This window comes from Sphingopyxis sp. PAMC25046 (assembly GCF_004795895.1).
Classification (GTDB): Bacteria; Pseudomonadota; Alphaproteobacteria; order Sphingomonadales; family Sphingomonadaceae; genus Sphingopyxis.
The window spans coordinates 836,459-859,974 of the sequence record NZ_CP039250.1 but is presented as its reverse complement, the minus strand read 5'-3'; the positions used below and the strand labels follow the sequence as shown (position 1 = coordinate 859,974).

26 protein-coding genes, 1 tRNA gene and 1 pseudogene are annotated in these 23,516 nt (G+C 65.0%); 18 read left to right on the top strand and 10 right to left on the bottom strand.

All coding sequences use genetic code 11. The annotated features are described in order from the left end of the window. Positions 1–25: 25 nt before the first annotated feature. Positions 26–925 (top strand): DMT family transporter, encoded by a 900-nt coding sequence (locus E5675_RS03980; RefSeq protein ID WP_136173436.1) that lies wholly within the window; start codon positions 26–28, stop codon positions 923–925. Here E5675_RS03980 and E5675_RS03975 read toward each other — a convergent pair. Beyond that, positions 922–1,869, bottom strand: coding sequence for an L-threonylcarbamoyladenylate synthase (locus tag E5675_RS03975; RefSeq protein WP_136173435.1), 948 nt, complete (start codon positions 1,867–1,869; stop codon positions 922–924). The two genes, E5675_RS03980 and E5675_RS03975, sit on opposite strands and share 4 nt — an antisense overlap. 51 nt (positions 1,870–1,920) lie before the next feature. Between E5675_RS03975 and E5675_RS03970 the strand changes: the two genes are divergently transcribed. The 7 genes and pseudogenes from E5675_RS03970 to E5675_RS21400 form a co-directional block, all read left to right on the top strand. Continuing rightward, positions 1,921–3,663: an acyl-CoA dehydrogenase gene (locus tag E5675_RS03970; protein WP_136173434.1), complete on the top strand. Its 1,743-nt coding sequence runs from the start codon at positions 1,921–1,923 to the stop codon at positions 3,661–3,663. A 114-nt stretch (positions 3,664–3,777) separates the two neighbouring features. Next, a complete protein-coding gene (locus E5675_RS03965) occupies positions 3,778–6,069 on the top strand; it encodes an EAL domain-containing protein (RefSeq protein WP_136173433.1) in 2,292 nt (763 codons plus the stop codon). Positions 6,070–6,807: 738 nt separating this feature from the next. Further along, on the top strand, positions 6,808–8,775 hold the full coding sequence (locus E5675_RS03960; RefSeq protein ID WP_210727607.1) for a ribonucleoside-diphosphate reductase subunit alpha: 1,968 nt from the start codon (positions 6,808–6,810) through the stop codon (positions 8,773–8,775). Positions 8,776–8,932: 157 nt separating this feature from the next. Continuing rightward, entirely contained in the window at positions 8,933–9,277 is a 345-nt protein-coding gene (locus tag E5675_RS03955) for an endonuclease domain-containing protein (protein WP_247594774.1), read from the top strand. A 69-nt stretch (positions 9,278–9,346) separates the two neighbouring features. Further along, positions 9,347–10,411 (top strand): ribonucleotide-diphosphate reductase subunit beta, encoded by a 1,065-nt coding sequence (locus E5675_RS03950; RefSeq protein WP_136173432.1) that lies wholly within the window; start codon positions 9,347–9,349, stop codon positions 10,409–10,411. A gap of 121 nt (positions 10,412–10,532) precedes the next feature. Then, positions 10,533–10,763 (top strand): hypothetical protein, encoded by a 231-nt coding sequence (locus E5675_RS03945; RefSeq protein ID WP_136173431.1) that lies wholly within the window; start codon positions 10,533–10,535, stop codon positions 10,761–10,763. Between the two features lie 214 nt (positions 10,764–10,977). Then, positions 10,978–11,160, top strand: a pseudogene (locus E5675_RS21400) (transposase); the annotation flags it as partial. A 148-nt stretch (positions 11,161–11,308) separates the two neighbouring features. Here E5675_RS21400 and E5675_RS03935 read toward each other — a convergent pair. Both E5675_RS03935 and E5675_RS03930 read right to left on the bottom strand, forming a co-directional pair. Beyond that, positions 11,309–11,710 carry a type II toxin-antitoxin system PemK/MazF family toxin gene (locus E5675_RS03935; protein WP_168707785.1) on the bottom strand — a complete coding sequence of 134 codons (402 nt, stop codon included), beginning with the start codon at positions 11,708–11,710 and terminating at the stop codon, positions 11,309–11,311. 20 nt (positions 11,711–11,730) lie between these two features. After that, positions 11,731–11,816, bottom strand: a tRNA-Pro gene (locus tag E5675_RS03930). Between the two features lie 291 nt (positions 11,817–12,107). Between E5675_RS03930 and E5675_RS03925 the strand changes: the two genes are divergently transcribed. The 3 genes from E5675_RS03925 (at position 12,108) to E5675_RS03910 (ending at position 14,486) form a co-directional block, all read left to right on the top strand. Beyond that, positions 12,108–12,908 (top strand): hypothetical protein, encoded by an 801-nt coding sequence (locus tag E5675_RS03925; protein WP_136173429.1) that lies wholly within the window; start codon positions 12,108–12,110, stop codon positions 12,906–12,908. Positions 12,909–13,078: 170 nt separating this feature from the next. Then, positions 13,079–13,276, top strand: a complete 198-nt coding sequence (locus tag E5675_RS03920; RefSeq protein ID WP_136173428.1) for a hypothetical protein — start codon at positions 13,079–13,081, stop codon at positions 13,274–13,276. A 490-nt stretch (positions 13,277–13,766) separates the two neighbouring features. Further along, positions 13,767–14,486: a hypothetical protein gene (locus E5675_RS03910; RefSeq protein ID WP_136173426.1), complete on the top strand. Its 720-nt coding sequence runs from the start codon at positions 13,767–13,769 to the stop codon at positions 14,484–14,486. A 32-nt stretch (positions 14,487–14,518) separates the two neighbouring features. On the opposite strand, the gene E5675_RS03905 is transcribed toward E5675_RS03910, so the two are convergent. Next, on the bottom strand, positions 14,519–15,013 hold the full coding sequence (locus E5675_RS03905) for a hypothetical protein (protein ID WP_247594773.1): 495 nt from the start codon (positions 15,011–15,013) through the stop codon (positions 14,519–14,521). A gap of 126 nt (positions 15,014–15,139) precedes the next feature. Here E5675_RS03905 and E5675_RS03900 point away from each other — a divergent pair, with 126 nt between their 5' ends. The 3 genes from E5675_RS03900 to E5675_RS03895 all read left to right on the top strand — a co-directional run bounded on the left by E5675_RS03900 (position 15,140) and on the right by E5675_RS03895 (position 16,793). Then, positions 15,140–15,673 carry a DUF4440 domain-containing protein gene (locus E5675_RS03900; protein ID WP_136173425.1) on the top strand — a complete coding sequence of 178 codons (534 nt, stop codon included), beginning with the start codon at positions 15,140–15,142 and terminating at the stop codon, positions 15,671–15,673. A 277-nt stretch (positions 15,674–15,950) separates the two neighbouring features. Further along, entirely contained in the window at positions 15,951–16,106 is a 156-nt protein-coding gene (locus E5675_RS21395) for a hypothetical protein (RefSeq protein WP_168707784.1), read from the top strand. Between the two features lie 177 nt (positions 16,107–16,283). Continuing rightward, complete coding sequence (locus E5675_RS03895; protein ID WP_136173424.1) at positions 16,284–16,793, top strand: hypothetical protein; 510 nt, start codon at positions 16,284–16,286, stop codon at positions 16,791–16,793. A gap of 319 nt (positions 16,794–17,112) precedes the next feature. Here the strand turns inward: E5675_RS03895 and E5675_RS03890 are convergent, their stop codons facing one another. Beyond that, positions 17,113–17,352 (bottom strand): DUF2171 domain-containing protein, encoded by a 240-nt coding sequence (locus tag E5675_RS03890; RefSeq protein ID WP_136173423.1) that lies wholly within the window; start codon positions 17,350–17,352, stop codon positions 17,113–17,115. Between the two features lie 139 nt (positions 17,353–17,491). On the opposite strand from E5675_RS03890, the gene E5675_RS03885 reads away from it, so the two are divergent. Together E5675_RS03885 and E5675_RS03880 are read left to right on the top strand one after the other, a co-directional pair. Then, entirely contained in the window at positions 17,492–18,184 is a 693-nt protein-coding gene (locus E5675_RS03885; protein WP_136173422.1) for a hypothetical protein, read from the top strand. 5 nt (positions 18,185–18,189) lie between these two features. Next, complete coding sequence (locus E5675_RS03880) at positions 18,190–18,810, top strand: hypothetical protein (protein WP_136173421.1); 621 nt, start codon at positions 18,190–18,192, stop codon at positions 18,808–18,810. On the opposite strand, the gene E5675_RS03875 is transcribed toward E5675_RS03880, so the two are convergent. The 5 genes from E5675_RS03875 to mnmA all read right to left on the bottom strand — a co-directional run bounded on the left by E5675_RS03875 (position 18,807) and on the right by mnmA (position 22,591). Further along, the gene (locus E5675_RS03875) at positions 18,807–19,337 is read right to left on the bottom strand and encodes a thermonuclease family protein (RefSeq protein WP_210727606.1); all 531 of its coding nucleotides are present in this window, start codon (positions 19,335–19,337) and stop codon (positions 18,807–18,809) included. The two genes, E5675_RS03880 and E5675_RS03875, sit on opposite strands and share 4 nt — an antisense overlap. A gap of 147 nt (positions 19,338–19,484) precedes the next feature. Then, positions 19,485–19,796: a hypothetical protein gene (locus E5675_RS21390; RefSeq protein ID WP_168707783.1), complete on the bottom strand. Its 312-nt coding sequence runs from the start codon at positions 19,794–19,796 to the stop codon at positions 19,485–19,487. A 55-nt stretch (positions 19,797–19,851) separates the two neighbouring features. Continuing rightward, entirely contained in the window at positions 19,852–20,544 is a 693-nt protein-coding gene (locus E5675_RS03870) for a DsbA family oxidoreductase (protein ID WP_136173419.1), read from the bottom strand. Between the two features lie 433 nt (positions 20,545–20,977). Further along, entirely contained in the window at positions 20,978–21,403 is a 426-nt protein-coding gene (locus E5675_RS03865) for a hypothetical protein (protein ID WP_247594772.1), read from the bottom strand. Positions 21,404–21,454: 51 nt separating this feature from the next. Next, entirely contained in the window at positions 21,455–22,591 is a 1,137-nt protein-coding gene (mnmA, locus tag E5675_RS03860) for a tRNA 2-thiouridine(34) synthase MnmA (protein ID WP_247594771.1), read from the bottom strand. Positions 22,592–22,735: 144 nt separating this feature from the next. On the opposite strand from mnmA, the gene E5675_RS03855 reads away from it, so the two are divergent. Together E5675_RS03855 and E5675_RS03850 are read left to right on the top strand one after the other, a co-directional pair. After that, entirely contained in the window at positions 22,736–23,116 is a 381-nt protein-coding gene (locus tag E5675_RS03855) for a hypothetical protein (RefSeq protein ID WP_136173417.1), read from the top strand. A gap of 2 nt (positions 23,117–23,118) precedes the next feature. After that, positions 23,119–23,418: a DUF1153 domain-containing protein gene (locus tag E5675_RS03850; RefSeq protein ID WP_136176326.1), complete on the top strand. Its 300-nt coding sequence runs from the start codon at positions 23,119–23,121 to the stop codon at positions 23,416–23,418. Positions 23,419–23,516: the final 98 nt, after the last annotated feature.

Sequence of the window (23,516 nt, the reverse complement as noted above, 5' to 3'; positions counted from 1 at the left end):
GGAGAAGGTCGGTTAGATCGCTGCCATGCGCCCCGATTCGCCTTCGCCCGTCATCCCCTTCCTGATCGCTTGCGCGGGGATCGCGACCTATTCGGCGATGGATGTGCTGATGAAGGGGCTGTCGATCGACATCGGCGCCTATAACGCCGTTCTCTGGCGCACCGGCACCGGAGCTTTGCTGAGCGGCCTCATTTATTTCGCCACGCGTCCCAAATGGCCGGGCCGGGCGACGATGCAGATCCACGCGTGGCGCGCGCTGTTCGTCGCGGGGATGGCGCTCTCTTTCTTCTGGGCGCTCGCGCGTTTGCCGATCGCCGAAGCGATCGCGCTCGCCTTTGTCGCGCCGCTGATGGCGCTCTACATGGCCGCGATCTTTCTGGGCGAGAAGATCGGCCCGCGCTCGATCGCCGCCTCGCTGCTCGGGCTCGTCGGCGTGATCGTGATCGTCGCGGGCAAGCTCGGCGGCGACTATAGCGACGAGGCGCTCCTCGCGGTCGGCGCGGTGTTCCTCTCTGCCATCGTCTACGCCTACAATCTCATCCTCGCGCGGCGGCAGGCGAAGATGGCCGAGCCGATGGAGATCGCCTTCTTCCAGAATTTCTTCGTCGCGGCGATCCTCGCGCTCGGCGCACCATGGTTCCTCGCTGTTCCGGACGCTGCTCAGGCCCCGAACATCGCCGGCGCCGCGATCCTCGCGACGACCTCGCTGCTGCTGTTGAGCTGGGCCTATGCACGCGCCGAAACGCAGATCCTCGCGACCACCGAATATACGGGCTTCCTGTGGGCGATGGTCTTCGGCTGGTATTTCTTCGACGAAGCGGTGACGCTACCGACGCTCGCCGGCGCCTGCCTGATCGTCGCCGCCTGCCTGATCGTCGCGCGCAAGGCACCCCACGGCGACCCGATCGAGCCGGCGGCGGCCTAGACCGCCGCGCGCGCCAACCGGTCGTTAATCGCCGCGCCCAGCCCCTCGGCCGGGATCGCCGCCACCGCGATCTTTGCCTTCGTGCTTGCGGCTCCCGCGTGCAGCGCATCGAACAGACGCGCCGCCGCCTCGGTCAGGTCGCCGCGCGCGCTGAGGTCGTAATCGCCCCGAACCGCCCCGAAACCGATGCCATATTCGTCCGCCGCGAAATCGCGCGCGCCGAGCCGCACCGGTTTGCCGGGCGCATAATGGCTTGCAAGCATCCCTGGCGCGACGATCTCCGCCCCTTTCACGCCCGTCACAGCCAGCCCGCTCGCCTCCGCGAGCATCGCCGCAGTCACCGGCCCCGGCCGCAGTACCGCGACCGCGCCGTCCTGTATGCGGGCAATGGTCGATTCCACCCCCGCGCTCGTCGGCCCGTCATCGATCACGAGGCCGACCCGCCCGCCCAAACTCGCGAGCACATGCGCCGCCTTGGTCGGGCTCACCTTCCCGCTCGCATTGGCGCTGGGTGCGGCGAGCGGCGCGCCCGATGCCGTCAGCAACGCCTGCATCGCGCGATGTCCCGGCACGCGGAGCGCAATCGTATCGAGCCCCGCTGTCGCGACGCTCGCGACAGGGCAGTCCGGCGTGCGCGGCACCACCAAGGTCAGCGGCCCCGGCCAGAATCGCGTCGCGAGCGCGCGTTCGGCGGTTCCGAACTCGCCCAGCGTCTCGGCCATGGCGAGCGTCGGCACATGCACGATCAGCGGGTTGAAATCGGGCCGCCCCTTGGCGGCATAGATGCGCGCGACCGCTTGCGGATTGCGCGCATCGGCGGCGAGGCCATAGACCGTCTCGGTCGGCACCGCGACCGGCTGCCCGGCCGCGATCGCCGCCGCCGCTTCGGCAATCGCCGCGCGATCGAACGCACGAACAATACTGGGCTTTGAGGCTTGGACCATGCCGCGCTATAGCGCCCGCGCAACGATATTCACCAGCAAAGAACCGCACCCATGACCTACACGCCGCCCACAACCGAGCAGCTCTTCGTTCTCGACCATATCGCGCGCATCGACGCGATGGCGCAGCACGACCGTTTCGCCGCCGCGACCCCCGATATGGTCGAGGCGATCGTCACCGGCATCGGCGAGTTCGCCGCCGAGGTCTACGCCCCGCTCAACCGCGTCGGCGACACGCAGAACCCCCAATGGCAGGACGGCAAGGTCACCATGCCCCCGGGCTTCAAGGGCGCGTACAAACAGTTCGTCGACGCGGGCTGGGGCAGCATCGACGGCCCCGGCGCCTATGGCGGGCAGGATCTGCCCTTCACCCTCGCGACCGTGGTCATCGAGGCGCTCGGCAGCGCGAACATGGGCTTCTCGCTGTGCAGCATACTGACGCCGGGCGCGATCCATGCGCTGATGGCCTATGGCACCGAGGAACAGCGCCAGACCTGGCTTCCGAAGCTGATCACCGGCGAGTGGAACGGCACGATGAACCTGACCGAGCCCGCCGCGGGCAGCGACGTCGGCGCGCTGCGCGCGACCGCCGAAAAGGTCACCGAAGGGCCGAACGCCGGCCTCTACCGGATCAAGGGCCAGAAAATCTTCATCACCTTCGGCGAGCATGACCTCACCGACAATATCGTCCACCTCGTCCTCGCGCGCACCCCCGGCGCGCCCGAGGGGACGCGCGGCATCTCGCTCTTCCTCGTCCCCAAATACCGCCTCGACGCCGATGGTAATCCGACGATCAGCAACGGCGTCCATTGCGCCTCGATCGAGCACAAGCTCGGCATCCACGGCTCGCCGACCGCGGTGATGGTCTATGGCGAGGACGAAGATTGCCTTGGCGAGATCGTCGGCGAGGAAATGGGCGGCATGCGCGCGATGTTCGTGATGATGAACAATGCGCGGCTGATGATCGGCTGCCAAGGCATCCAGATCGGCGAGCGCGCGACGCAGCAGGCGCAGCGCTTCGCTGCCGAGCGCGTCCAGTCGGCGCTCGCGGGCGCGCCCGACCGTACTCCGGTGACGATCGATCAGCACCCCGACGTCCGCCGCATGCTGTGGCGGATGCGCGCGCAGACCGAGGCCGCGCGGGCGCTCACTTACTATGCCGCGGCGCAGATCGACTTCGGCAAATTGGGCGACGAGGCGGCCGCGATGCGCGCCGACATCCTGATCCCGCTCGTCAAGGCGCACGCGACCGACATCGGCTGCGAGGTCGCGAGCCTCGGCGTGCAGGTGCATGGCGGCATGGGCTTCATCGAGGAAACCGGCGCCGCGCAGCATTATCGCGACGCGCGCATCGCGCCGATCTATGAAGGCACCAACGGCATCCAGGCGGCCGATCTCGTCGGACGCAAGCTCGGCATGGCGGGCGGCGACCTTGTCCGCGCGCTGATCGACGATATCGCGCATGGCGCGGCCAATTTCCCCGAACTCCAGCAGCTCGTCGATGCGTGCCGCGCGGTCACCGACTGGATGGTGAACGCGCCGACGGCGGACCGGCTCGCGGGCAGCTACCCCTATCTCACCATGCTCGCGACGGCGACTTGCGGCTGGCTGATGGCGATCCAGCACAAGGCGGCGCGCGCCGCGCTCGACGAGGGCGGCGGCGATGCCGCCTTTCTCGAAGCCAAGATCGTCTCGACGCGCTTTTATCTTCAGCAGATCGTCCCGGCGGCGACGGGGCTCGCGGCCTCGGCGCTTGCCGGCGACGCCGCGCTCGAACCGCTGCCCGCACTTACCTGAATTCCGCGAAATCCTGCGCTTTCCGCGGTGCCGGACCGCGCAGGATTTTGTTCATAATTAACGCGATGATAACCATCTGGGGTTAGACGCGACCGGCAATTGCTGGAGACGTGCGTGCCCTTCCCGGTCAAAAGTCTGATCATCAGCTGGCGAACGATCGCGCTCGCGCTGCTGCTCAGCGTGATCGTCGGCATCAGTGGCGCGGGCGAGCTGCCCGATAGGATGATCTCGATGGCGACCAGCCGCATCGCCGCGCGGCCGGTATCGGGTGACACCGTTATCGTCGCGCTCGACGACAAGACATTGCAGGCAATCGGCGGTCGAGATTTCGATATTGATCACCACACGCAGCTTGTCCGTGCGGTCGATGCCTCGCCGGCGCGGCGCCTGTTCGTCGATTTTTCCTATGAACGGCGACTGCGGGACCGTGAATTTCCTAATTTTGCCGCGGCAGTGCGTCATATGGGTCCGCGCATTGTGCTGGCTGTACCATCGGCCAGTTTCGAGGGCCATACCGCCAAACAGCCTATGTGGCCCGATGATCGCCTCGGCCAAGAGGCCGTCCGGGGCTTCATTGGCTGGGAATATGAATTTTGGCAGGTGTGGAAAGTTCCCCTCGCAGTGCGGGCCGATAGCCGTCTCCTTCCCAGCTTTGCGTCGATCCTTGCGGACCGGCCCAGCAACCATCCGGCCAATTTTGCGCTGGATCTTTCGTACGACCCCGACACGATCACGCAATATAGCGCGATCGACGTCATGTCGGGCAAGCTCGATCCGAATCTGTTGCGCGGCAAGGACGTGATTTTCGCGCCGGCATCGGCCGCCTCACCCGACCAGCATTATCTGCCGGGCCACGACAAGGTCCACGGCGCCTATATCCACCTGATCGCCGGCGAGGCGCTCAAGCGCGGCCAGCCGGTCGATATCGGCTGGTTTCCCGCACTCGCGCTGACCTTCATCGTCTCGCTCGCAGCCCTCGCCTGGCGAAATGGCCGCCGCTACGGGCCGGTGGCCATCGGCCTTACCGTCGCCCTGATCGTCGTGAAAGTGGCGAGCAGCCTGTCGCTCGTCACGGTCCAAGTCGGTGCCGCCTGCTTCCTGATTGCCGCAATCGCCGCCAATGTCTCGCGCACCCGTCGCCGCGATTTGGCCCAACGCGAGAACCCGATATCGGGCTTGCCCAATTTCGAGGCGCTGCGTTCGCAGGCGTCATTCGGCAGCGCGACGGTTATCGCTGCGAAGGTGGTGAATTTCGAGGATCTCGCGGCCTTCATCCCCGGTGACGGCATCGGCAAGCTCGTCGAACAGGTCACCCGCCGCCTCCAGCTCGCTTCGCAGGGCACGACGCTCCACCATGATCTCGACGGCACCTTCGCCTGGCTGGTGCCCTATTATCAGCACAGCCAGATCGAGGGGCAGCTCGCGGGCCTCGCCGCGCTGTTCAACGCGCCGTTGACGATCGGCGAGCTACGCGTCGACGTCGCGATTGCCTTCGGGGTCAATGACGAGTTCGAAGGGTCGAACGCGCAGCGTCTCGCCGCCGCGCTCGTCGCCGCCGAACGCGCGATCCGCACGCGCGCGCTATGGACCAAATATACCTCGCGCCAAAAGGAAGACGCCGGCTGGCAATTGAGCTTCCACTCGCAGCTCGAAGATGCGCTGACCGGCGGCGACATCTGGGTCGCTTTCCAGCCGCAATATGAAATCGCGTCGAAAAAGCTCGTCGGGGTCGAGGCGCTCGCGCGCTGGACGCACCCGACGCGCGGGCCGATCCCGCCCGACGAGTTCATCGTCCAGGCCGAAAAGAGCCAGGATATCTATCGCCTCACGCTGTTCGTGATGGATCAGGCGATCCGGTCGGCGGCGCAGCTGCGCGAGCGTGGCATCCACATCAACATGTCGGTTAACCTGTCGGCGAGCCTGCTCGACCACAGCGACCTTGTCGGCACGATCCGCGTGATGCTGACCGCGCATCACCTGCCCCCCGAAACGCTGACGATCGAGATCACCGAAACCGCGCAGATCGAAAACAGCCGCCAGGCGCGCCAGACGCTCGCACAGCTGCGCCGGACGGGCATTCGCCTGTCGATCGACGATTATGGCACCGGCCAGTCGAACCTCGAATATCTGACCGAGATCGAGGCCGACGAGATCAAGATCGACAAGCGATTCGTGATGACGATGCGCGATTCGCAGCGGAACCTCGAAGTGGTCAAATCGACGATCGATCTCGCGCACCGCCTCGGCGCCGTCGCGGTCGCCGAAGGCATCGAGGACGGTGAAACCATGGCCCTGCTCGCCGGCCTCGGCTGCGATGTCGGCCAAGGCTATCATCTTGGAAAACCCCAATTGTTTTCCGAACTGACCGCGGCCCTCAGCGCCCATCCTCAAAACCGCATCGCATAACTGCCAAACTGGCGGTAATGTTTATAGTTAAGACTCGATTTACCTTACTAATTAAGGTATATGCTCCGTTAACTGTTCCCGCGTGGGCAGTCTGAACAGGAGATTGGTCATGGGTTGGTTTTGGCGATGGATGGGTGGCGGCGGCTCCGGCAACGGTGGCGGTCAGGCCTGACCTGAAAGCATAGAGTTAGTGATCGGGCTCCGGCATCGCCGGGGCCCTTTCTTTTTGCCCGACGACGATCTGCGCGGGGGGTTCACGCAGGCGACCGGGCGAAACCCTCGCTCCCCTCGCCGCATCGCGCGTCGGTAACGGCGGCGTCGCGGCAAGCCCTTCTTCGCGACCGAAAAAATTTTGGTCCCGCACCCGTATCCGCCCCTTTGCCCGCAAAGCCGCGGAAACGCTGGCGCGGCGCGTTTCGCGCGTGCATCGGGGACGACGAGACGAATCAAATTATCGACGAGTTGAGTCTTCAACCTGTCATTTACCGTCTTGCATCGTCGCGCCGACGTGGCACTATAGGTGGTGGGTCAACCACGGGGGCACCCCAATAAATAGTATTCGGCTGCAAGTGGCGGATTTCCGTCGTCCATCGCATATGGACCCGGAAAAACCCTTGCTGCGCCCAAAAAAAGTGCCCCGTGGACGGGTTTAGATGCTAGGATCGGGGCTTCGCCCTGAGTCGAACAAGACAGGAACAAAGCGCACCCATGTGCGCGTTTAGATCGGGGGCGAATGCGATGGATTTTCGGGAAAGCGAACGGGTGGAGACGAGCGACGTGGCGACGATGGAACTGGCGAAGAATGACGCTCCGGCGGCCTCCGAAGCGAAGGGCGAATCGAAGAATGATTCGGCGCCCGAGCCGAAGTCTGCTGCGAAGCTCAACGACGGCAGCGAGCCCAAGGTTCACGCGCGCCGCTTCGACATCGTGACCGACGCGAGCCGCGACGCGCTGCTCACCGACTTCGGCAAGGAAACGCTGCAGGACCGCTATCTCCTCCCCGGCGAATCGTATCAGGATCTCTTCGCGCGCGTCGCCGACGCCTATGCCGACGATCAGGACCATGCGCAGCGCCTCTACGACTATATCTCGAAGCTGTGGTTCATGCCCGCGACCCCCGTGCTGTCGAACGGTGGCACCGGGCGCGGCCTCCCGATCAGCTGCTACCTCAATTCGGTCGACGACAGCCTTGAGGGCATCGTCGGCACGTGGAACGAGAATGTCTGGCTCGCGAGCCGCGGCGGCGGCATCGGCACCTATTGGGGCGCGGTGCGCGGCATCGGCGAACCCGTCGGTTTGAACGGCAAGACCAGCGGCATCATCCCCTTCGTCCGCGTGATGGACAGCCTGACCCTCGCGATCAGCCAGGGTTCGCTCCGCCGCGGCTCGGCCGCCTGCTATCTCGACATCTCGCACCCCGAGATCGAGGAGTTCCTCGAGGTCCGCAAGCCGTCGGGCGACTTCAACCGCAAGGCGCTCAACCTCCACCACGGCGTGCTCATCACCGACGAGTTCATGGAGGCCGTCCGCGACGGCGCCGAATTCAACCTGCGCAGCCCCAAGGACCAGAGCGTCCGCGGCACCGTCGACGCGCGCGGGCTGTTCCAGAAGCTCGTCGAGACGCGCCTCGCAACGGGCGAGCCCTACATCATCTTCATCGATCAGGTGAACCGCATGATGCCCAAGCATCATCGCGACCTCGGGCTCAAGGTCACGACCTCGAACCTCTGCTCCGAAATCACCCTGCCCACCGGCCGCGACCATCTCGGCAACGATCGCACCGCGGTCTGCTGCCTCTCGTCGCTCAACCTCGAAACCTGGGACGAGTGGAACGGCGACAAGCGTTTCATCGAGGATGTCATGCGCATGCTCGACAATGTCCTCCAGGACTATATCGACCGCGCCCCGCCCGAAATGGCGCGCGCCAAGTACAGCGCGAGCCGCGAACGCTCGGTCGGCCTTGGCGTCATGGGCTTCCACAGCTTCCTGCAGGCGCGCGGCCTGCCGTTCGAGGGCGCGATGGCGAAATCGTCGAACCTCCGCGTCTTCAAGCATATCCGCGCGCAGGTCGACGCCGCCTCGATGCTGCTCGCGAACGAGCGCGGCCCCTGCCCCGACGCCGCCGATCAGGGCGTGATGGAGCGTTTCAGCTGCAAGATGGCGATCGCGCCGACGGCGTCGATCAGCATCATCTGCGGCGGCACCAGCGCGTGCATCGAGCCGATCCCGGCGAACATCTACACGCACAAGACGCTCTCGGGCAGCTTCTCGATCCGCAACCCGCACTTGGAAGCCCTGCTCGTCGACAAGGCGAAGAACAGCGACGCGATCTGGAACTCGATCCTCGAACGCGGCGGCAGCGTCCAGCACCTCGACTTCCTGACGCAGGACGAGAAGGACTGCTACAAGACGAGCTTCGAGATCGACCAGCGCTGGCTGCTCGAACTCGCCGCCGACCGCACGCCCTATATCGATCAGGCCGCCTCGCTGAACCTGTTCATCCCGGCGGACGTCGAGAAATGGGACCTGCTCATGCTCCACTACCGCGCGTGGGAACTCGGCATCAAATCGCTCTATTATCTCCGCTCGAAATCGGTGCAGCGCGCCGGCTTCGCGGGCGGGGTCGAGGCCGACAACACGCCCGAGGCGGCGAAGTTCGAACTGGCGGGCAGCACCGATTACGACGAGTGTCTGGCGTGCCAGTGAATATGACCCCTCTCCCCTTGTGGGAGAGGGAGGGGCCCGTCGCCGCTTGAGCGGCGATGGGAGGGTGAGGGGAAGAGGCCGCAAGGCCGGCCTCCCCCGGTGGACGACCGAAAGAGCACGCCAGCTCCGACGCGACGCCACCGATGCCGAGAAGCGCATGTGGCGCGCCTTGCGAGAGGCTTTTCCCCTCGCGAAGTTCCGCCGCCAGCAAGCTCTCGGGCCCTTTTTCGCCGATTTCGCATCGCACGCCGCGGGGCTGGTGATCGAGATCGACGGAGGACAGCATGGCGAAGCGGTCGCCCAAGACGAAGCGCGGACACGCTTCATCGAAGGTGAGGGATACAGGGTGATCCGCTTCTGGAATGACGATGTGATGACGAATCTGGAGGGCGTATTGGCCTCGATCGCGTCCACCCTCCCTTCTCCCCTTGTGGGAGAAGGTGGCCCGCAGGGCTGGATGAGGGAGAACGGGGCCGACACCCCCTCACCCTCCCAAGGCTGACGCCTTGGGCCCCTCCCTCTCCCACAAGGGGAGAGGGGATTTGGACCGAGTTTCGATTGGAGTAAGCCGATGTCGCTTTTGGAAGCCCGCAAGACCTACAAGCCCTTCGAATATCCCTGGGCGTTCGATTTCTGGAAGCGCCAGCAGCAGATCCACTGGGTGCCCGAGGAAGTGCCGCTGGGCGAGGATTGCCGCGACTGGGCGCAGAAGATTTCGGACCATGAGCGCAACCTGCTCACCCAGATCTTCCGCTTCTTCACCCAGGCCGATATCGAGGTGCAGGATTGCTACCACGAAAAATACGGCCGCGTATTCAAGCCGACCGAGATCAAGATGATGCTGACCGCGTTCAGCAACATGGAAACGGTGCACATCGCGGCGTACAGCCATCTGCTCGACACGATCGGCATGCCCGAAAGCGAGTATGGCATGTTCCTCGAATATGACGAGATGCGCGCCAAGCACGACTATATGGGCACCTTCGGGGTCGAGAATGACGAGGATATCGCGCGCACCCTCGCGATGTTCGGCGGCTTCACCGAAGGGCTCCAGCTTTTCGCCAGCTTCGCGATGCTGATGAACTTCCCGCGCTTCAACAAGATGAAGGGCATGGGCCAGATCGTCAGCTGGTCGATCCGCGACGAGAGCCTCCACTGCGAGGGCATCATCAAGCTGTTCCACACCTTCGTGAAGGAACGCGGCTGCCTGACCAAGGCGGTGAAGGAAGACATCATCGACACCTGCCAGAAGACGGTGCGGCTCGAGGATGCGTTCATCGACCTCGCGTTCGAACAGGGCCCCGTCCCCGGCATGACGCCGAAGGAGATCAAGCGCTACATCCGCTACATCGCCGACTGGCGTCTCGGGCAGCTCGGGTTCCAGCCGATCTACATGATCGACGAACACCCGCTCCCCTGGCTCGCCCCGCTGCTGAACGGCGTCGAGCACGCCAACTTCTTCGAAACGCGCGCGACCGAATATAGCAAGGGTGCGACGCGCGGCGACTGGAACACCGTCTGGTCGAGCTTCGACAACCGCAAGAAGGCGAAAGCGAACGACGATAGCGCCGCGGCCGGCGAGCCCGAAAGCGACGGCGACGACATGTTCGCCAAGGCCGGCATCGCCGCCGAATAAGCACTTTCAAACCCCTCCCTTTATGGGAGGGGCAGCGAGACTTGCGAACTTGTTCGCTAGTCGCAGCGGGGCGGGCCGAACCGCTCACCCGCGACACCAGACAAGAAGCCAGAGGCCAAAAATGACCGAAAAGAAAAAAGAAAAACTCCTCATCCTCAGCCAGCCGCAACGCGCGACGCTCGAAGGCCTCTCGAACCGCCGCCCCCAACTCCCCACCGACCCGATCCGCGACGAACTCGTCACGCTGGGGCTGGTGGTGAAACAGGGCGCCAAATGGGCGCTGACCCCGACGGGCAAGAAGGTGCTCGCGGCAAGCTCGAACCGGCGGAATGCTGGGGGGTTTTCGGTTTAGAATTAGGGCTAGATAGATCAGTCTTCGGAGTAAGCGCCATACCTAGAAGCAAGGTTAGTCAATACTCCGATTTGCAGGAACTCGTGCTCGGTCGAGCGGCTGAGGCCCAACAACTTGAATTCAAATCGGCTCTCCCAGGAAGATCCGACAGAGACCGCCACGAGTTTCTAAAGGACGTGTCCGCGATGGCAAACGCCGACGGCGGGTGCATCACAGCCTGTTGAAGCGCGGCATTATCGGCGCGTTCCATCATGTGAGCGACAAGCACCTTCCGCGCTATCTTGCAGAGTTTGACCGCCGTTGGAATACGCGCTCGACCACCGATGGCGAGCGCGCCGTTCGCGTGATCGAAACTGCGATTGGCAAGCGCCTGACATACTCTGATACCATCGCCTAAATGACAAAGCCCCGCCGTTTCCAGCGGGGCTTTGGACATTGACAATATCTAGGCTGCTCTGCGCTTGTCATCGCACGGTGAACAACCTGCCTAGCAAGCTAGGTCTTAAAGCCCGATGACCGGGAATGCTCACCATATAGGAATCCAGTTAAGGTTTCGCAACCGGAAACATGCCAAGCCCATGAAGCACGCCGTCGCGAACGGCGGCTAGGTCATCTCCGGTCATTTGCGGAGTGGCCCATTTCCGGCGTCCGATCTTAAACCCGCTCAACCGATATAGCCCCAGATTCATCACATGGTCCGCTATCGCCCAGCACGGTAAATCGTCCGGCTCGTCAGGGTGATAATTCTTTGAAAGGCGAACCTGATAAGGCATCAACGGGACGGGCTCAGTGAGACTGATCGGCACTACGGTGACAATCTGAGAACGGCGCGGGAGTCTCGGCGAAACGACCACCACGGGGCGCGGCTTGATCATTTCCGGCTCCACGAAACCAGAAAAGCTGCACATTAAAACCTGGCCGGCTCGAGGGTAGAAGTTGAGTGCCATAACGATCCATGCTATTAAAATGGTGCCCCCGCCCGGTGTCGAACCGGGAAGGCTAAAGGCCACCAGCATCCTATGCTGGCGCGTCTTCCGTTTCCGCCACGGGGGCACAGTCGGTTAAATGGGTTTGCCCACCGGGTCGTTGAGAGGTTCCAGCTCTCGCGATCCGGCCTGACCCTCAGGCCTCGCCCACAGCGCAAGTCAGTTTTTCGCGGCGCGTGGGCTATCTGGTGGGTGGCGGCATGACGATTCCTCCTGTCGATTCTCCGTGGACCCATAATCCACTTTCGGCCCTATACCTTCAAGCCGGTTACGCGGCAAGGTGGAAAAGACGCAATCGCTTTCCACTTGCTTTCTTTCTCTCCCTGCTCTAGTGGCGCGAGAGTGACAGGAGGACTGTATGGCGAAAACACGTAGCCCGAACTTCCCGGTTATCGATCTGGGCGAAGCGATCGCAGACATTGCCGAGATTCTGAAAAAGGAAAAGCGGGGGCAATTCCCCAAGGAGGCCGCTGCAACGCATCTTGGCTACAGTAGTGTGAATGGCCGATCCCTAGGCAAGATCGCTGCGTTGCGCGCCTATGGGCTTTTAGAAGGCCGAGGCGATGGCTTGGCCGTGAGTTCCGATGCCATTGCAATTCTTGAGGCTCCGTCTGAAAGCGAAGACCGCCGTGAAGCCTTGCGTCGGGTGTTTGAAACGCCCCCCATGTTTCAGCGCATTCAATCCGAATACGCTGACAAACCGAGCTATGAGACGCTGAAATGGTGGCTCAACAAGGCTGGCTTTAATCCGGATGGCGCAGAAAAGGCAGCATCTATCTATCTCGCCAGTTTCGACCTTGTAACCGAGAATCTGGGGGCGTATAAACGCTCTCCAGTGGAGCCGGTTGCGGAAATGCACTCTCCGGCGGCGCGCGACATTGAAGAGAATCGAATTGCGCGCAAATGGTCTGACACTGCTCAATCCATTTTCGGAGGCGGCGGTGCCGCGAAGGAGGAGCTAGCTGTGAGCGTTCATGAAAGGGTGCTCCAATCGGGTATGTTGTCCAAACAGGCGAGCTATCGCCTGATTGTCTCTGGCCACGTCGGGGAACGAGAAATCGAGCGCCTTCTGAAAAAGCTAGAGATGGACAAGGAAATCTTGGCCGATCCTGATCCGGAGCCAGAAGGCGGTGACGATTTTGATGACTTGGCTGTCTGATGCCTGACGAAAAGCCTGTCAGCCTCGGCCCTCTTTCCCTCGGCGATGCCCTAAAGGGCCTTCTCTCGATTCCCGATCCCGAGAAAACCAAACCGGTTACAAAGCCGAAACGCAAAAAGGCCGCGCCACCCCCTAAGGAGTGAGCGCGGCCTTTTCATTTGGAGAACGATATGTCCGACCCGACTTTGATCTATCACCTCGACAAGTTCGGTCTTGGGGATGAGGGCGACCACATCGACATAGATCGCGAGGCAATCCACGAACAAGAAATCAGCCCGGAAATCGCGACAGTGATCCTCTTAAAGGGAATTCACGGTCATTTGAGGGACATCTCTAGGCTGCTTCACGAAATGCGGGACTCTCGCTGAGGATTGGTCCAAACAAGTATATAATCGCCTTTGGTTCGATCATTTCCTACGAAAAAATTGGTCATTCCTTTGAAGGGAAAGACATAATACCACCTGAAACTGTGGCCAAACTAACATTTGAACGAATAGAAAAATGTATCAGACTAGCTAGAATTCTCGACATCCAAGGTCCGTATTTTCTATACTGCTCTATAGCAAAAATGGGAGGCTATTGGGACTGCCGCCGCTGGGTGGGTGACGCAAACCCTATGCACCTCTCTCTCATTCGTCATGCCGGACTTGATCCGGCATCCATAGCAGCGCCGGTGTCATGGACCCCGGATCAAGTCCGGGGTGACGAAAGAGGGGTGGCGTTTCTTGTCTCTCTGCGCCTTCACGCCCGCGTGCGAAGCCCAATCCCCGCGCCGCCCCGCACCCCCAAATCCTATTTTGCACACCCCACCCCAAAAACCCCTTTCCTACATTATCTCGCCATGCTCCAAACTGGCGGATGAGCCACATCGCCCCCATCCCCGCGCCCGACGCGGACCCCGCCCCCACCGCCGAACCCACCCCCGCGCTCGACGCACACGGCCACGATCCCGCCGCCTACGACTGGGTGCCAGTGCTGAAAAAGCGCCGCAAGGACGGCTGGTCGCCCGACCGGCAGCGCGCCTTTATCGAGGCGCTCGCCGACTGCGGATCGGTCGCCAGTGCCGCGCGCGCCGTCGGCATGTCCGAATCCTCCGCCTATCGCCTGCGCCGTTCCCCCGGCGCCGAAGCGTTCGACCGCGCGTGGGGCGCGGCGATCGATGCGGCGGCGAAGAAATTGCTCGACGCCGCCTTCGAACGCGCGCTGGTCGGCACCGACGAGCCGGTGTTCGACCGCGACGGCAACCGCGTCGGCCGCCGCCTGCGCCAGAGCGACCGACTGCTGATGTTCCTGCTGCGCGCCTATGGCCCCGACTGTTTTCGCGATGCCGCGGCCCGCGGCACCGCCCCCGCGCCGGCGGTCACTCCGGTGGCCGAGGCGCTGGTCCATCTGCACCCCGCGCCGCCCGCCGTACCCGAAGCGCTGATGGCGCCCGGCGATCTCGCGGTGGCGCTGGAGGTGGCCGATATGTGCGACGGAGCGCTGCCGCGCTGGCATCGCGACGATATCGACGATGCCGACGCGGTGCCCGCCGAACCGCCGCGCACGTGGGCGCGCGACGAGGCTGACCTTTCATGAACTTTGACGGCGCGGCGCGCGCGGCCGCCCCCTCAATTCATCGCCGACCCCGCCGGAAACCCGCGCACGCCCGCGACCGCGAACATCACCCCGCCGCGCACCGCCTCGGGCGAATCGGCGAGCAGGTAGAGCTTCACCAGTTCGCGCGTCACCTCGCTGTCGTCGTCGACGACCAGCCGCAGCGACGCGATGCCGAGGTCGTTCTTCGAAATCACCACGTCGCGGATCAGCGGCAGCGGCCAGCTGTCCGACGCACCGCGATACAGCCGCGAGCCGTCGTGCCAGATAAAGGCGTCGCGCCGCCGCCACGCGCGAAAAAAGGCGGCAAAGCCGAGCAGCGCCGCCACGATTGCGGCGGTGACGAGCAGATTGCCGAACAGCAGCATGCGCAGCACGTCGCCCGCGCCGTCGCCCCACGCGCCGCTTGCCTGCCGCACGACCAGCGCCGCCGCGGCGAGCGCGCACAGCAATTGCCCCGCCAGCAGCGGCTTCGCCTTCAGCCGGCCGATCACGATCTGTCTGTTCACCCCGCCTGTCATCGCGCGCCCTACATAGGAAGCGCCCCCGCCCCGCGCCAGTCCGCAGCGCCGCCCATCTTGCGTCCGCGCCCCGTTAGTGTATTATATATACAATACAGTATGGAGCCCTCCGCCATGTCCTTCGCGCTTTTCCTCGCCGCCGCGCTCGCGGCACCCGCCGCCCCCGCCCCGATGCCGACCGGCGACGCGCTGACCGCCGCGATCGCCGACAACGACGCGCGCCTCTTCTGGGCCGCGTTCGAGGGCTGCACGCCGGCGGCGCTGACCGACCTGCTCACCCCCGACTATCGCATGATCCACGATCGCGGCGGGCTATCGGCGAAGGACCGCGCCGACATGGTCGCGGGGTTCGAACGGCAATGCGCGCGACGCCGGCCCGGCGGCGAGGACGAAGGCTATAAGAATCGCCGCCAGATCGTCCCCGGATCGCGCATCGTCCGCCCGATGGGCGACTGGGGCGCGCTCGAAGAGGGCGCGCATGTCTTCTTCGAATGGACGCCGCGCGCGCCGCGCTGGACGCTCGTCGGCGGCGCCAAATATATGAATGTCTGGCAATGGATGCCCGCCGAGGGCCGCTTCCGCCTGTCCGAAAGCCTGAGCTACGACCACGCCCCCGCCGCGCCCTATCCGCCCGCCGGCGCGAAATAGGACCGGCGCCCCCTTTCCTACATTGCCGCCACGTGCCAGCCTCGCGCGCTGGCTCTTTGACATGCTGAATTCCCTGCCCCGCGACCGGATGAAATATCGTGCGGCGCGCGATGTTTGCGATCTTTGGCGCTTGCGCGGCGTGGGCCATCTTTGCGATCTTCGGCCCGCACGCCCCGCGCGCCGCGCAGCCACCGGGGTTAACCGCCCCGGCCGCACGGCGAAACGCCCGCTGCTTCGCTTAGACGATGCTATACTGCGACTCGAAAGGAGAAAGCCCATGCAGGCCGTAACCGAAGGCAATCGCCGCAAGGAGGTGAGAAGCCTCCTCGACCAGATTCAGGCGCATCCCGAGCGCGACTGGACCCAGGCCCGCCGCCGCATCGCGACGCTCAACAAGCTGATCGCCGCCCCGCCGCGTCCGCGCGCGCACTAGGGCCGGGGGCCTAGCCTCCGCCACTCGTCGCCCGGATGCGGCCGTCCGTCGCATCGGGGCGCTGCGCGATGCAACCAGCGGAGCTTGCGCCGGTTTCTCGGGCGAAGGCATCGTCGCCGCCCCTCTTCCCCCCCCCCGGGGGGCGGCGTCGATGCCGACCAGATCATGGAGAGAGAGATGCGCAAGCCCCCAGCTCTTGGCGCGCTGGCCCTTCTGGCAACCGCCCCCGCCCTTCTCGCCGCACCCCCTGCGCTCGCGCAAGCCGCGTCGCCCGCGCCCACCCTCCCACCCGCCGTGGGCAGCGACGGCGTCGCCAACGTCAACCTCGTCGGAAAGGTGGGCCTCGATGGCAGCGCCGCGGTTCAGGACGCGGCCAGTCCCGTTGGCGAAACCGTCGATCAGGTCGACGGCGCCGTCCAGAAAAGCGTCGACGCCGCGAACCTCACCCTCGCGACGCGCGAACAGGTGCGCGCGGGCGCCGAGCTTTACGGCACCGACGGCAGCAGCGTCGGCACGGTGCAGAGCGTCGAAGGCGACGTCGCGGTCGTCGTCCGCGGCGGCAAGCTTTACAATGTGCCGCTCGCCGAAATCTATCATGGAGCAGTCGGCGCCACCCACGGCCTCGTCACCAAATTGTCGAGCGCCGAGATTCAGGCGCGCACGACCGCCGAGGTCGAATCGCGCTGATACGGGACAAGCCGCGGCGACCTCCCGCACGGAGAGATGTTGCCGCGCGCTGGGGGAGCCGGGTGCACCTGGCTCCCCGCCAGACATGGATTTAAGAGACCGCATCGCGTCCGCGATCGGGGAGGGAGCCGGAATGCCGGCTCCCTTTCGCCGTTTCAGCTCCGCGAAAACCCCGGCCCGGCGGTCCCTTCCCGTCCGACCTCGCCAATCATCGGGGCGCCCCGCATATGAAAATGGCCCGCCCCAGGGGAAAGGGCGGGCCAGTTCGGTGCCGACGCGCCCGATTGCGCGCCCGGCCCTCTGTTGTTCGCTGGATCGGCTATTCGGCCTCTTCGAACAGATCGACCGCATTGGCGGCGTTCGCCGAAAGGCGCACCGTGTCGCCTTCGACCGCGGCAACCAGCCCCGCGGGCAGGTAATGATGCTTGCCGTCGCCGCTGTCCGTCTTGGTCAGCTTGATGCGTTCGCCTTCGAGATGGTCGACCGTGCCGACATGGACGCCGTCGGCGCCGACGACAATCATATCTTCCTTGATCGCGCTATGGTCATGCTCTGCCATGGTCATTCTCCTTGCCGCTCCGGGGGAGGGAGCTTGGCGATGATACGCATGGAAAGCGAGTCGGCTCCATAGGCCAGGACGGGACGCCCGAAAGCCGCGCCGGCTTCCCAACCGGCTTCCGCAACGCTAGCCTTTGCCGATGCGCTCGCTCCTTTCGCTCGCCGCCCTCGCGCTCGTCGCCGCGCCGCTGAGCGCATACGCCTGCTCGATCGCGCCGGGCTACCGCGTGCCGACCAATATGGAACTTGTGGAGGACGCGGACCTCATCCTGCTCGGCACCGTGACCGCCGGCGATTCCGACGACACCGGGCAACAGATGATCGCGATCAAACCCGTCGAGGCGCTCAAGGGCGCGATGCCCTCGGCGCCGATCGCCCTCCCCGCGATGATCGCGACCGACCGGGCAGCCCAGCTCAGCAACCCCTATGAACTCAAGCAGGCGCACCCGCAGAGCCTCGCCGGCGCCTGCGTCCGCTACATCTTTCCGCGCGGGTCGCGCGTGCTCTTCTTCCTCGACCGGCAGGACAGCGAGTGGCAGGTGTCGGGCGGGCCGTTCAGCCCCTGGGCGGAGGATGTGCTGACCGACGACGCGCCATGGCTCCAGACGGTCCGCTTCTATATCGCGGTCGCGAAGCTGCCCGAAGCGGAGCGCGCCGCCGCGCTGGCCGCGCGCCGCGAAGAACTCGCCGCGATCGACGACGATCCCGTCGCGCAGCTGATCGCCGCGGACATCGGCCGCCAGCTCGAAGGCCCGAACGCGCCGCTCAGGGATGCGCTGCCGCCGCCCGACGGCGCGGCGCCTCAACCCGACCCTTCCGGCCCCGAAGCCTGACCCAGATGCGGCTGCCGACCTATGTCTATAGCCTGATCTATCCCGGCTTCCTCGGCAGCTTCCTCTACGGCTCGCTCACCGCCCCCTTTCCCGACGCGCTGCACGTCTGGGCGGCGCTGCTGATGCTCCTCTATTTCGGCGCCCAATATGGCGAGGGCGCGATCGCGGCTTTCCCCGGCGCCGACGGCGTGCCGCGCTATGGTGCGCCCGAAGCCGCGGTCGACCTTGCCGAAACGCTCGCGATGGCAGCGATCATGGCGGCGATCGGGGTGTTCGGTGGCGCACCGACCGGGCTCGTAGGCCGTCTGTTCGACGCGGGCAACGATGCCGATCACTGGCTGTGGATGGCGCTCGCCTTTGCGCTGCCGCCGATCGCGCGCGTCGCGCTGTCGATCGTCGGCCGCGACCCTGACCGGCGCAGCCACGACATCAAGGCGCATAAACGGCTGACCTTGCTCTCGCTCTCGGCCGCAACGGGTGCAATCATCGGGCTCGTTAATCCCGTCGCCGGGCTGATCGTGATCAGCCTCGCGCTCGGCACCTATCTTTTCGCCTTCATCTTCAAACCCGCGCTCGGCCGCGGCACGGTGCACGAGGCGCTGTGGGGCACCCCCGGCGAGGACTAGCACCAAGGGCGGCGACGCCCTTCCCACGGCCGCGCCAGCCCTTCGGTGACAAGCACCGACCCGACGCTTGCGCCGTCGCGCGTAACGATGCGCAGCTTGCGCCCATAGCGATCGGTATCGCGCCCGGTGTCTTCGAGGCTGAACGTGCCGGCATTCAGCCAGTCGCGAAGTCGCCCGGTCGCCGCCTCGCCGAGCGCAGCCTCTTCGGCGCAGCGCGCGGGGTGCGTTTCGGGGGTGTCGATGTCGGCGACGCGATATTTCTCGCCCGCGAACCAGAAGGTGTCGCCGTCGACGACGCAATCGCGCCCGCCGCCGCGGTAGCAAAAGCCGAAGCGAGCCGAGAGCGCATCGCGCCCGCGCTTTCCTTCGCCCGCAAAGAATGCGGCGGCGGGAACGGCGTCCGATCCGGCCGGGAAGCGCTGGAAGGTGGCCAGCGCCGCGACAAAGGCCACCACCATGATCGGCGTCAGCCACAGATTCGATCCGACATGACGCCGCCACCCCCGCGCCGGTCTGCGCCGACGCATCGCGCCGCGCCTCGGATAGTGAAAATCGGGTCCCGCCATGCCCGCGACCCTGGGGCCAGAAACTTAGAGAAATCCTGACGAGGCCGCTCCGCTATGCGGAGCAACCGGCCGAATCAGGCCCGCTATGGCGTCGCTTTGGTCGTGAACTCAGGACCCGCCGCGCCCCTCGCCGTCCTCGACCCCGCTTGGCCCCAGCTCGTCATCCTCGTCGTCGTCGCTGCGCTCGCCGCGATAGGCGTCCATGTCGATGCGGCCCGACCGCTCCATCTGGCGCATATGGTCGACCAGATCCTGCACATCGTCGCTTGCGTCCCCGCTCGGCTTCTTGTCGCTGTCCTCCAGCCGCGCCTCGCGCCGCGCCGCCTCGGCAACGCTCTGCGCCTGCGCGGCCTCATCGTCCTGCTCGCGATTGCGGGACTCGGGCGCATCGGCTTGGGGTTTGCGGGGGTCGTCGATCATGGCCGGTTCCTTTCAGGGGGTGACCTGAAAACGCGCCGGCCCCGGCTGCCGTTCCTCAGGCTATCGCAGCGAGCACCTTATTCTCGATCACGCGGATGAACACATCGGGGTCCTGCGCGCCGGGAACCAGCATCCGGTCGCCAAGGATGAAGGCGGGCACGCCGGTGATATTCCGGTCCGCCCAATAGGCTTCCTCGGTGCGCACCATGTCGCCGAACTCGCCCGAGCCGAGGATCGCCGCCGCGCGGTTGCGGTCGAGCCCGACCGATGCCGCGACATCGGCGAGCACCTGCACGTCGCCGACATCGCGATTGTCGGTGAAATGCGCCTTGAACAGGGCGAGCTTCAGCGCGGTCTGCACCCCCGTGGGGCCATCCTGTTCGGGCTCCTCGATCGCCCCCGCCCAGCTTAGCAGCCGGTGCGCGTCGAAACTGTTGCGCATCCGGAAAGCCGGGCCGCGGTTGAAGGCGAAACCCAATTCGTCCGCGATGCCCGCGAGCCGCCCCGTATTGGCGCGGCTCTGCTCGGCGCTGATGCCATATTTGCGCATCACATGCGCTGCCGCATCCTCGCCTTCGGGCGGCATGTCGGGATTGAGTTCGAACGGATGCCACTGGACGCGGAAATCCAGCCGGCCCGCGAAGTGATCGATGACCTTGCGGAATTTCAGCCAGCCGATAATGCACCACGGACACATCACGTCGGACACGATATCGACGCTCAGGCGCGGCACGCGCGGTTCGGTCAAAATTCTTCTCCTGTCCGCGCGTGCCGCCGCACTCAGTCGGAGCGACGATCCTTGCCCGTTCGCCGGTCGCCCTTGCGACGATCCGGTCCCTTGAAATCGGGGTCGTCGGCGACGCGGCGGTCACTCGCCCGCCGGTCCCTGCTCAACCTCTTGTCCTCATCGCTTGTCATACGCTTCCTCCCCACCACAAAGGAAAACAGAAGCGACCCGGCGCGCAATAACTCACACAATGGTTAAAAAGACAAGCAACGCCCGAAATCCGCCGGTTATCAGCGCATCGGCAAAGGAGTGGGGCGGACGCCCCCTTTAACCGTCGCCCCCGCGAAGGCGGGGGCGCTGTCGGTTTACGCAGCGCCTCTGAGTAAGCCCGTTAGCAGCCCCCGCCTTCGCGGGGGCGACGGCTAGTTTCGGTCGAAACCCGCCGCGCGCGACACTAATATCCCGAGTCGGCCGCCCCATCGACCGGCGCCACCGCCGGCCGCGAGAGCACCCACCAGCTGCCGATCATCAGCAGTACCGACAATGCCTCGACGATCATACCCTGCACGATGCCGAAATTGGTCGGGTCGCCCATCGCGACGCCGATCAGCCGTCCGGCCAGCGCGGCGCCGTAAAGCGCAGCGGGCACCAGCAACGCGCGCACCCACGCCGGGACCAAGGCGCCGAGCGCGGCCGCGCCCGCCGAGACGAGAAAGAAGGACGACAGATCGGCCCGCAGCGTGTTGATCGCCACGCCGCTGATCGTGAAGCCGAAGGTTTCGGTATAGCTCGCGGGATCCAACAGCCCGCGCGCGCCGACGATGGCAAAGAAAGCCGCCCAGAGAAGGACGGCGCCGCGCAAGACCATGTTGACCATCATATTTCTCCCCTGTTTGCCGGCAAGCTGCGGCATCGTGGAAGAAAGTTCAATCTATTCCGCCGCGAACGTCTCTTCGATCCAGCCGCCGCCGAGCACGCGTGCATTGTCAGCCGCATCGTACAACACAGCCGCCTGCCCCGGCGCGACGCCATATTCGGCCTCGGCAAAGATCAGCCGGTCGCCCGCGACCTTCGCCGGCACCGGCTTCGCCATGCTGCGCACCTTCGCCAGCACCGCGCGCCCCTCGACCGCACCGAGCCAGTTCGCCTCGCCGAGCCGCGCGCCCGAAACGCCAAGCGCGCGCCGCGGCCCGACAACGACCTCCTTCTTCTCCGCATCGATCCGAACGACATAAAGCGGCTCGGCCTGCCCGCCGATCTCGATCCCGCGCCGTTGCCCGACCGTGTAGTGAATCAGCCCCTTGTGCGCGCCGAGCACATGGCCGTCGACATGGACGATCGCCCCTTGGTCGTCGGCCTCGGGGCGCAGCTTCTTCACCAGCGTCGCATAGTCACCGTCGGGGACGAAACAGATGTCCTGGCTGTCGGGCTTGCTGGCGACGCCAAGGCCCAGCTCGCGCGCAATCTCGCGCACAACGCTCTTCTCCATTCCGCCGAGCGGAAAGCGCAGGAAGTCGAGCTGGTCCTGCGTCGTCGCGAACAGGAAATAGCTCTGGTCGCGTGCCGGATCGACCGCGCGGTGCAACTCGGCGCCCGCAGCCCCCATCACGCGCCGGACATAATGGCCGGTCGCAAGGCAGTCGGCGCCCAGATCCTTCGCGAGGGCGAACAGGTCGGTGAACTTCACCCCCATATTGCAGCGCACGCAGGGGATCGGCGTCCGCCCGGCGAGATATTCGTCGGCGAACTGGTCGATCACCGTGTCGCGGAACCGGCTTTCATGGTCATAGACATGATGCGCGAAGCCCAGCCGGTCGGCGACCGCGCGCGCGTCGCGAATGTCCTGCCCGGCGCAGCAGGCGCCGACGCGCTTCGCCTTGGCGCCGTGATCGTAGAGCTGCAGCGTCACGCCAATCACTTCGGCGCCCGATCGCGCGGCGAGCGCGGCGACGACGCTCGAGTCGACTCCGCCCGACATCGCGACGACGATTCGCCTGTCTTTCAGCGGCATGGGCAGCTGAAAATCGGCTTGGGCGAGCCCGGCGGGGGAGGAAATCGTCTCGATCATCGTCGGCGCCATCTAGGGACAGGGAGAGAAAAATGCCAGCTTTTCCGCCGTGCCTGTCAATATATTGACGGGGGTTAAGCTTCGCTAACGGGTGCTGAAACGGGCATTTACTGGACCTTAGCTCCTGTGGGCTAGACGAGTCGCATGAACCTCGTTCCGTCCGATCTTCCGCGCATCGCCGGCGCGGCTCGACTGTCGAAGCCCGGCTTCGACATCATTCTGGCCGTCTCCAGCGCGCGCCAGGCGATGCTGCCGACGGTGCGCCAGCTGCGGGGGCAAGCGCAGCGCGATCGCCATGCGGCAAAGCTTAACGCCCTTCGGAGCATTCTGCTCGGTGAACGCGGTTCGGCGGAACAAAAGGCTCCTCCCGTCGTTCGCTTCTTCGATCTGTCCGACGATGCGAACGTCCTGCCCGAAACTATGAACGGCCTGTTTACCAGAGGATTTCAATCGATGTTGAATCCCTCTGATTTAGAGCATGAAGCGTCGGACACACCCCCCTCCGACGTTGCAAATATGGAATGAGCATGATCGAGAATCAGAAAATCCGTCCCGCACAGGTCATCGGCCCCTTGGGCGAACCGCTGACGCTGGACTCGCTGCCCCCGTCGACGACGACCCGTTGGGTCGTGCGCCGCAAGGCGGAAGTCGTTGCGGCCGTCAACGGCGGGCTCCTGTCCGTCGATGAAGCGTGCGAACGCTATGGGCTGACCCTCGAGGAATTTGCCAGCTGGCAACGGTCGATCGATCGCAGCGGCATGCCCGGGCTGCGCGTCACGCGCATCCAGCATTACCGCGACCTTTACGAGCGCCAACAGCGCTTCTAACGGGCCGCGGGACCGGACCAGGCACGAGAGAGGGCGCTTCGGGCGCCCTCTTTTTTTGTCGGCCGCGGCTCGACAGCCGATGGGGGCGCCGCTACCGG

Excerpts from the sequence above, each read along its gene's own strand:
- E5675_RS03980 (WP_136173436.1), top strand. The coding sequence starts at position 26 with ATGCGCCCCGATTCGCCTTCGCCCGTCATCCCCTTCCTGATCGCTTGC.
- E5675_RS03975 (WP_136173435.1), bottom strand. The coding sequence starts at position 1,869 with ATGGTCCAAGCCTCAAAGCCCAGTATTGTTCGTGCGTTCGATCGCGCG.
- E5675_RS03970 (WP_136173434.1), top strand. The coding sequence starts at position 1,921 with ATGACCTACACGCCGCCCACAACCGAGCAGCTCTTCGTTCTCGACCAT.
- E5675_RS03960 (WP_210727607.1), top strand. The coding sequence starts at position 6,808 with ATGGATTTTCGGGAAAGCGAACGGGTGGAGACGAGCGACGTGGCGACG.
- E5675_RS03955 (WP_247594774.1), top strand. The coding sequence starts at position 8,933 with ATGTGGCGCGCCTTGCGAGAGGCTTTTCCCCTCGCGAAGTTCCGCCGC.
- E5675_RS03950 (WP_136173432.1), top strand. The coding sequence starts at position 9,347 with ATGTCGCTTTTGGAAGCCCGCAAGACCTACAAGCCCTTCGAATATCCC.
- E5675_RS03945 (WP_136173431.1), top strand. The coding sequence starts at position 10,533 with ATGACCGAAAAGAAAAAAGAAAAACTCCTCATCCTCAGCCAGCCGCAA.
- E5675_RS03935 (WP_168707785.1), bottom strand. The coding sequence starts at position 11,710 with ATGGCACTCAACTTCTACCCTCGAGCCGGCCAGGTTTTAATGTGCAGC.
- E5675_RS03925 (WP_136173429.1), top strand. The coding sequence starts at position 12,108 with ATGGCGAAAACACGTAGCCCGAACTTCCCGGTTATCGATCTGGGCGAA.
- E5675_RS03920 (WP_136173428.1), top strand. The coding sequence starts at position 13,079 with ATGTCCGACCCGACTTTGATCTATCACCTCGACAAGTTCGGTCTTGGG.
- E5675_RS03910 (WP_136173426.1), top strand. The coding sequence starts at position 13,767 with ATGAGCCACATCGCCCCCATCCCCGCGCCCGACGCGGACCCCGCCCCC.
- E5675_RS03900 (WP_136173425.1), top strand. The coding sequence starts at position 15,140 with ATGTCCTTCGCGCTTTTCCTCGCCGCCGCGCTCGCGGCACCCGCCGCC.
- E5675_RS21395 (WP_168707784.1), top strand. The coding sequence starts at position 15,951 with ATGCAGGCCGTAACCGAAGGCAATCGCCGCAAGGAGGTGAGAAGCCTC.
- E5675_RS03895 (WP_136173424.1), top strand. The coding sequence starts at position 16,284 with ATGCGCAAGCCCCCAGCTCTTGGCGCGCTGGCCCTTCTGGCAACCGCC.
- E5675_RS03890 (WP_136173423.1), bottom strand. The coding sequence starts at position 17,352 with ATGGCAGAGCATGACCATAGCGCGATCAAGGAAGATATGATTGTCGTC.
- E5675_RS03885 (WP_136173422.1), top strand. The coding sequence starts at position 17,492 with ATGCGCTCGCTCCTTTCGCTCGCCGCCCTCGCGCTCGTCGCCGCGCCG.
- E5675_RS03880 (WP_136173421.1), top strand. The coding sequence starts at position 18,190 with ATGCGGCTGCCGACCTATGTCTATAGCCTGATCTATCCCGGCTTCCTC.
- E5675_RS03875 (WP_210727606.1), bottom strand. The coding sequence starts at position 19,337 with ATGCGTCGGCGCAGACCGGCGCGGGGGTGGCGGCGTCATGTCGGATCG.
- E5675_RS21390 (WP_168707783.1), bottom strand. The coding sequence starts at position 19,796 with ATGATCGACGACCCCCGCAAACCCCAAGCCGATGCGCCCGAGTCCCGC.
- E5675_RS03865 (WP_247594772.1), bottom strand. The coding sequence starts at position 21,403 with ATGATGGTCAACATGGTCTTGCGCGGCGCCGTCCTTCTCTGGGCGGCT.
- mnmA (WP_247594771.1), bottom strand. The coding sequence starts at position 22,591 with ATGATCGAGACGATTTCCTCCCCCGCCGGGCTCGCCCAAGCCGATTTT.
- E5675_RS03855 (WP_136173417.1), top strand. The coding sequence starts at position 22,736 with ATGAACCTCGTTCCGTCCGATCTTCCGCGCATCGCCGGCGCGGCTCGA.
- E5675_RS03850 (WP_136176326.1), top strand. The coding sequence starts at position 23,119 with ATGATCGAGAATCAGAAAATCCGTCCCGCACAGGTCATCGGCCCCTTG.